Origin of the sequence: Hyphomicrobium sp., from assembly GCF_041674905.1 — a bacterium.
In the GTDB taxonomy this organism is placed as follows: domain Bacteria; phylum Pseudomonadota; class Alphaproteobacteria; order Rhizobiales; family Hyphomicrobiaceae; genus Hyphomicrobium_B.
On record NZ_JBAYUV010000045.1, the window covers coordinates 20,782 to 27,640 of the forward strand.

Below are 6,859 nucleotides of genomic sequence, written 5' to 3' on the forward strand. Positions count from 1 at the left end.
TTGACCCCATTTCCGCCGTCGCGGGACCGGACTAAGTTCGTCTGGCGAGATAAGGGGAAGGCGAGGGACGTTGATGTCGGGTAGCAGGGCGGAGCGCGCCGAACGCGGGGCCGTAATCGTGACCGTGCACGGCACGAACGATGCGGCATCGGAGGATAACGGTAGCCGCTGGTGGCAGAAAGGCTCACCGTTCACGGAGCGCCTTATCGGCGAACTGGCGCAGCGGGGCATCGCGGACGCCGAGATCGTGCCCATGCATTGGTCCGGGGCGAACTCGGACTATGACAGGCTCACCGGTTCGGCAAACCTGTCAGGATTGCTTCGTCGGCTGGATAAGACGGGACGGCCGCACGCCGTCGTCGCCCATAGCCACGGCGGAAACGTCACGCAGGAAGCGCTCGCGCGGACGGCGCGCGCTGGCCGCCGTGGCGGCATCGTGTCGTTCGGCACGCCGTTTTTTACGCGGCGTCTCAAAGCTGTTCCGCTCGCCATCGCGCTGTTCCAGATCGTCATGGGCGCCGTCGTCGCGCCGATCATGATCTGGTATCTGGTTTCCATTCTCGGAGACGGCACGGATAAACTCGTCGAAACGATCGTCGTGTTCGGCGGTCTGCTTGCTCTTTCGCTTTGGAGTCTCATCGCGGGCGTGCGCAAGATTTTTCATCGGTTTTTCGCCGTGCGCCGGTTGAGGACTTCGATGTCGCCGGATGACTGGCTGGTGATCCACAGTCCGCGCGATGAGGCCATGCGCTTGCTTGAGCAAGCGGCGATGCTGTCGCCGCATTACGTGAAGACGGAAGCCGCCGTGCGGGCGCTGACGGCATTCGCAGCGCTCGCGGGCGTCGTCGTGACGGCGGGTGTGTTCCTGTTCTACGGCGGGTATTTCCTGCAACCGATCATCGACAAGATTTCCGGCGGCGAATTTGGCCTCGGCATGGCGGCGGACTTCACGTTCCTCCTGCTGGTGCCGCTCGTTTATGGAGCTGTCTTTCTGCTCATTGCGGGGCTGGCGCGAGCAGGCGGCGGCTGGCTCTATGCCAAGGTTCTCAGTTCGGCGATCCACGGCGGCGTTCTCGGCGCAGCGTTCGGTGACGACGGCCGCTTCAAGCTGACAGGCATCCGCCGTCTTCCACCCTATCTCAGCGAAGCGAAGGAACAGCGTATCGACGCGCTGAGCTTCGGCGGCGTTGATGACGCGGCGGTGTTCGTCGCGGCGCAAAAGCTTTACGACAGCATTGTTGCGGCGGAAGGCGCGGAAGGCGGCATTACCGATGCGGACACGATGTGGAAGAGGCTGAGCGATGCGCTCTATCATAACGCCTACATGCGAGACGACGGCGTGATCGCAGCCGTCGCCGACCATCTCGTCGAGGCGTGGGCAAGGAAGGGCGTCGCGAACCAGCAGTCAGCAGGAAGGCCGGTATGAATTCGCGAGACAAGCGCCTGCGAAATTAATCCTTGATCGAGCTTTTTTGAGCTGAGAATTCTCGCTAGGCCATAACACGGTCCAAAGTGCGGACATTGGCGAGCCCGGAAAAGCGCGCCGCAATCGAAGGTGGACACGTTGTCGAATTTCATCGTTCGGAATTGGCGCGGTGATTGCACCTTCTGGGCCAGCTTTCTCGCTTGGACGATCGTTCTTCCGCTGCTCGTCTACATTGTCGTGACGTTCTGGGTGACACAGTGGTCTCTGCAGGACACGCCCGTCTCGCGGATGGTTCAAGGGGGCACGGGCTTCCTGCTCATCGGTGTCGTCGCGATCTGGCAGTTCGTCGGCATGTGGCGGGCAAGTACCGCTGAGAAAAACCCTGGCAGGCGGGGTGCGACGCGATGGTTTGCGCGTGCGGTCTCGGCCATCATCGGCGCGGCAGGACTGCTTCTGCTTATTCCTTTTCCGTCCGGCATGATTTCGCTCTATCGGGACGCGACGGATCAGGATTGGGTCGGGCTTCAGGGTCACACCGTTTCGGTCGATGATAACACTCTTGAGATCAAGGGTTATCTGTCGTGGGGCGTTCTCGGCGAGGTGTCTCGTGCGCTCGCGGCGAACCCCGAAATTCAGACCGTCCTTTTGAACAGTCCCGGAGGGCATGTCGGCGTCGGCACGCGGTTGCATGATGAAATCAAATCGCGTGGTCTTGGAACATATGCCGACGAGATGTGTGCGAGCGCCTGCACGCTCGCGTTCCTCGGCGGCAATCCTCGCACCATGCGCAGAGGCGCCAAGCTCGGCTTTCATGCGGTCGGCGGAGAAAGCGCAAACTCAATCGGCGCGGGTACCAATAAAATCCGCGCGCTGTATCAAGCCGCCGAGATTCCGGACGCCTTCATCGAGCGGGTCTTTGCGACGCCGACGACCAGCGCCTGGTATCCCAATCAGAAAGAGCTGATCGGGGCGCACGTCGTCACGGACGTCGTTCGCTGAATCGAGCAAAGGATTGCCGCATCGTTTCAGCGGCGTGACGAGCGCTCGGGATGAAAGTTGACGTCTATTTCTTCGCGTTACTCGCGGGCTGACATTTTGCGCCGTTGGCTTGCGCGGTTTTGATCAGTTCCTTGGACGTCGCGATGATGGCGCTGATCTTGCAGCGCGCCAGGGCGAACGGCGCGCTGCCAACGTCGTAGTCACGGATGGGCTCTGCTCCAAAAGACTTGGCGATCGCGCAGCCAGCATCCGAATAGCACGCGACCGTCGTGTCCGGGCCGGGGGGATCATCCTTGGGGTTGGTGCAGATCGTTTCGACGGCGTTACCCGCGGCAGCGGCGTGTTGAACAATGACCGTGGCGGAAGTCACCATCAGGATGCAGACGAGCGCTCTCATGATTTTCCCTTGACGTTCCCTATGGGAACCGGTCTCAGACGCTCAACACTTACAGGTCTCGTTGCGTTCGGGAAGTCAGGAGCCGTCGACGAACCGCTCGATTTGGAAAAGCGGTTTATATTTGCGGGCCACGAGCGTCACGCGCGCTCCGAGCGGTACGGGCCGGTAACCACTCGTCACCAGGGGAACGGTCACCCCGCTGTCGGTCAGCAACTCCCCGTAGTCGCTTCGCCATACCTTGATGATGCCGGAAAAGACCTGCGTCTCATCTTCGAGCGGTCCGCGATCTGACATGTCCCATCCTTTTGCCGAACGATCGTGCAGCCCGCTCCGGACGTGCACGTTTCAATTCATTGTGCGTTGCTTTCGAGGTTTTTGGCCTGCCGGGCATTTACAGCGGCCGTGACAGCCATGCCCCGTCGCGATCGACGCCGGTCGCTAAAAGGAGACCCGGACAGCGCGCTTTGCAGCGGGCGTACGGTTTCCGGGATTTGTGATGAAAGGAGTCTAGATCATCGTGCATATCGGGTACCTCGCGGCGCGATCCGGTCGCGCATTCCGCTAGGAGCAAGGCATTGACTGCCTGCAGTCCCATTCCAAACGTTTAGTCACCAAGGCGCGCGTCGCGTAATTTGCTCGTCTCGCGCCTCGATCGTTCGACTTAACGTGCCGGGAACATCGATGGCAACAGCAAATTCCGATTCATGACCGGCACGCCAAGCCATTGGTCGCCCTTGTTTTGTTATGATCAGCGCCGTAGAAAGACGACAGCGCCGCTGCGGTTTCGGCCTGACGATTGAAAGGAATGCCCATGCATGACAGTTTAACTCGCTTTTCCGGAAGCACGATTGTCATGATCATTCTGGTTTCGGCCCTCAGCGTCATCGGCAGCTTGGCGTTTGCCTGCGCGGCGCCATTGGCAGCGATCGCCGCATTCGCCGCCCTTACGAGGGGCCGAACGACGGGCCTGGCGCTTGTCGGCACCGCTTGGCTCTCGAATCAAATCGTCGGGTTTGGACTTCTGCATTATCCGCAGACGGTCGATACGTTTGCGTGGGGAGCGGCGATGGGCGTTTCTGCGCTGATCGCATTTTTCGTCGCGCATGTGGTGGTCGAGCGTCTGCAAGGCCGATCGCCGGTGCTGACGGTTCCGCTCGCCTTCGTTGCCGCGTTCGCGATTTACCAGATGGCCCTGTTCGTCACCGGCTATCCGCTGGAGGGCTCCGAGGCGACGCTGTCTGCCGATGTCGTCGGGCGCGTCTTTGAAGTCGACCTCGTCGCGTTTGGCGCATTGATGATCTTGCTGTGGGCATGGAATCTGGCCCGCTCCGCGACCTCGGCCCGACCTGCCTAGCCGGCATCCGCGTGAACGGCGGTCAATCAATGACCGCCGACCTCGAATCATTGGATATTGCGCGCCAGCGAGCACGTTGCGCAGTCCTTGGCACGGTCACATGCAGCCACGCTGATCGTCGCGAGCCGGTGCCGGCTCGCAGGGGGTAAGAGGGCTGCATTTATGGCTATCCAACTGTTCGTCCCGACGTTCGATGTCGAGGCTTGTCTCGGCGAGATCCGCGAGTGTCTGGAAAAAGGATGGACCGGCGCCGGTTTCAAAACCATTGCGTTCGAGGAGGCATGGAAGACTTATACCGGCCTCCCACATGCTCATTTTCTCAATTCCGCGACGAGCGGTCTGCATCTCGCGCTCGATATCTACAAAGAACAGCGTGGATGGGTGGACGGCGATGAGGTTCTCACCACGCCGATCACGTTCGTGTCGACCAATCACGCAATCCTGCATGCAAACCTGAAGCCGGTCTTTGTCGACGTCGATGATTTTTTGTGTCTCGATCCTGATGACGTCGAGCGTAAGATCACGCCGCGCACGCGTGCCATCGTTTTCGTGGGGCTCGGAGGCAATACGGGCCCGCTCGGGCGGATTATGGAGATTTGCCAGCGGCGCAAGTTGATCCTCGTGCTCGACGCCGCGCACATGGCGGGCACGAGACTGGCGGGAACGAAACGTGACGGTGAAACGCCCCGTGGGGATGTGACCGTCTATTCGTTTCAGGCGGTCAAAAATTTGCCGACAGCCGATGCCGGCATGATCTGCTTTACAGACGAGGAACTCGATGCGCTGGCACGCAGAAAGAGCTGGCTCGGCATCAACAAGGACACCTATGCGCGGGCCGCCGACGCGTCAGCCTACAAGTGGCAGTACGAGGTCGAGTCCGTTGGCTACAAGTATCACGGCAACTCGATCATGGCCGCTATCGCGCTGGCGCAATTGCCTCATCTCGACGCGCACAATGCGCGCCGCCGCGCGATCGGTGATCTCTACGACAAGGGCTTCGCCGGGCATCCCGCAATCAAAACCGTGCCGACGGCGCCCGGATGCGTCTCGTCGCGCCATCTTTATCAGATCATCGTCGACGATCGCGAAAAGCTGATCGCGAATTTGAACGCGCGGGGCGTTAACACCGGCGTCCACTACCGCAACAATCTCGACTATCCGATGTTCCAAGACCAGCACGCCGCGTGTCCGCGTGCCGCCGAGCTATCCCAGCACGTGCTGTCGCTGCCGCTGCATCCGCAGCTTTCCGATGACGATGTCGCCCGTGTCATCGAGGCCGTTTGCGAGTGCTCGGCAGAAACGCTTGAGCCCGCGCTTTGAGACGGCCGGACGTCGAGATCATGATGAAGCCGATCATCCCAGCGGAGCTTCTTGTCGACGAGGCCGTTCTTCTCACGCCGATCGCCGCCGAGGATCTCGAAATGATGCGGGCATGGCGCAACCGCGATGACATCCGGATCTGGTTTAATGACGGCCGGTTGATCGAAGCGGCGCAGCAACAGGCATGGTATCGCGCGTATCTCGAAAATCCGGCTGACGTGATGTTCATCGTCCGGCGCGCGGCCGACAGGAAGCCGGTCGGCACCATCGCGATCTATCACATCGATCCCGAAGCGAAGCGCGCGTCGGTTGGCCGCCTGATCATTGCGGAGGGGAGAGGCGGCGGCCTCGGATATGCCGCGCTCTTCCGCGCGTGCCGGACAGCATTCGCGGGGTTGGGCATCGAAACTCTGGAAAGCGAAGTAAAATCAGGTAATAGCGCCGCGCTTCGCATCAACCACGCGGTTGGATTTCGGCCTTGCGCGAGCGCCGAGGAAGAGCCGATTAAAATGCAGCTTCGGCCAGAGTTCATCATACCGCCAAGCAAAGTCTGACGCGGCCCGATCTCGCTGCCTTAACCGCACTGCAGCGCCAGCTTCGACCTTGGACGTTCGCATATGCGGAACGACCGGCATTTCTTTTGACTGCCGTTTATCATTGGCAGAAGATGGAAAATGCAAGCACTCGGTAATTTCCTATCCCACGATCAAGCCAATCAAGCTGTCCGCATTTCAATGCCGCTTGGTGACGTTGCTTCAGGCTGCGCCTTCCTTGCGGTTATTCAGGAGGCATCGATGAATAGACTCACCGCGAGCGAGTTTCTTATCGGCATTCTGGCCGTCGGCTGCATCGCCGTTTCGCAACCTACGTCCGCATCCGCCCAATCGATTGACGAACTCGCAACGGTTTGCGCCGGCTGTCACGGCGAGAAGGGTGTTCCGATCGACAAGACCATCCCGAACATTTGGGGTCAGACCCGCTATTACCTTCTGAACCAGCTTCGCATGTTCAAAGTCGGACACCGCAAGAACGACCAGATGGATTCGATCGTCGAGCCTCTCAGTCAGACCGACATGGAAGCGCTTGCGACGCATTTCGCGAAATTGCCATGGCCGGATTTGCAACAGCCAGCCGCCGCCGACGACGTGAAGGCGAAAGCACGCGCTGTGCTCAATCAGTTGAATTGCCGAGGATGTCACCAGGAGCATTATCAGGGTGATAGCGTCAGGCCGCGTCTCGCCGGACAGCAGGACGAATATCTGCTCAAGACGATGACCGACTTTCACAAAGGCGACCGCACGACCTATCCGGGCATGGTCGCCTTGATGAAATCCATCGATGAGGCGGACATCAAATCTCTGGC

The 6,859-nt window shown here is 60.1% G+C and carries 8 protein-coding genes; 6 read left to right on the plus strand and 2 right to left on the minus strand.

Going from position 1 to position 6,859, the window contains the following annotated elements; all coding sequences use genetic code 11:
* Window positions 1-73: 73 nt before the first annotated feature.
* On the plus strand, window positions 74-1,426 hold the full coding sequence (locus WC026_RS15180; RefSeq protein WP_372711851.1) for a hypothetical protein: 1,353 nt from the start codon (window positions 74-76) through the stop codon (window positions 1,424-1,426).
* A gap of 129 nt (window positions 1,427-1,555) precedes the next feature.
* Window positions 1,556-2,425 carry a hypothetical protein gene (locus WC026_RS15185; RefSeq protein WP_372711852.1) on the plus strand — a complete coding sequence of 290 codons (870 nt, stop codon included), beginning with the start codon at window positions 1,556-1,558 and terminating at the stop codon, window positions 2,423-2,425.
* A 64-nt stretch (window positions 2,426-2,489) separates the two neighbouring features.
* Here the strand turns inward: WC026_RS15185 and WC026_RS15190 are convergent, their stop codons facing one another.
* Together WC026_RS15190 and WC026_RS15195 are read right to left on the minus strand one after the other, a co-directional pair.
* Window positions 2,490-2,822, minus strand: a complete 333-nt coding sequence (locus tag WC026_RS15190) for a hypothetical protein (RefSeq protein ID WP_372711853.1) — start codon at window positions 2,820-2,822, stop codon at window positions 2,490-2,492.
* 75 nt (window positions 2,823-2,897) lie between these two features.
* Window positions 2,898-3,116 (minus strand): hypothetical protein, encoded by a 219-nt coding sequence (locus WC026_RS15195; protein WP_372711854.1) that lies wholly within the window; start codon window positions 3,114-3,116, stop codon window positions 2,898-2,900.
* A gap of 559 nt (window positions 3,117-3,675) precedes the next feature.
* Between WC026_RS15195 and WC026_RS15200 the strand changes: the two genes are divergently transcribed.
* The 4 genes from WC026_RS15200 to WC026_RS15215 all read left to right on the plus strand — a co-directional run.
* Window positions 3,676-4,176, plus strand: a complete 501-nt coding sequence (locus WC026_RS15200; RefSeq protein ID WP_372711855.1) for a hypothetical protein — start codon at window positions 3,676-3,678, stop codon at window positions 4,174-4,176.
* Window positions 4,177-4,338: 162 nt separating this feature from the next.
* Window positions 4,339-5,496 carry a DegT/DnrJ/EryC1/StrS family aminotransferase gene (locus WC026_RS15205; RefSeq protein ID WP_372711856.1) on the plus strand — a complete coding sequence of 386 codons (1,158 nt, stop codon included), beginning with the start codon at window positions 4,339-4,341 and terminating at the stop codon, window positions 5,494-5,496.
* The gene (locus WC026_RS15210; RefSeq protein ID WP_372711857.1) at window positions 5,493-6,050 is read left to right on the plus strand and encodes a GNAT family N-acetyltransferase; all 558 of its coding nucleotides are present in this window, start codon (window positions 5,493-5,495) and stop codon (window positions 6,048-6,050) included. Before WC026_RS15205 ends, WC026_RS15210 begins: the two co-directional genes overlap by 4 nt.
* A gap of 240 nt (window positions 6,051-6,290) precedes the next feature.
* A partial coding sequence (locus tag WC026_RS15215) for a cytochrome c (RefSeq protein ID WP_372711858.1) occupies window positions 6,291-6,859 on the plus strand: 569 nt, incomplete at its 3' end.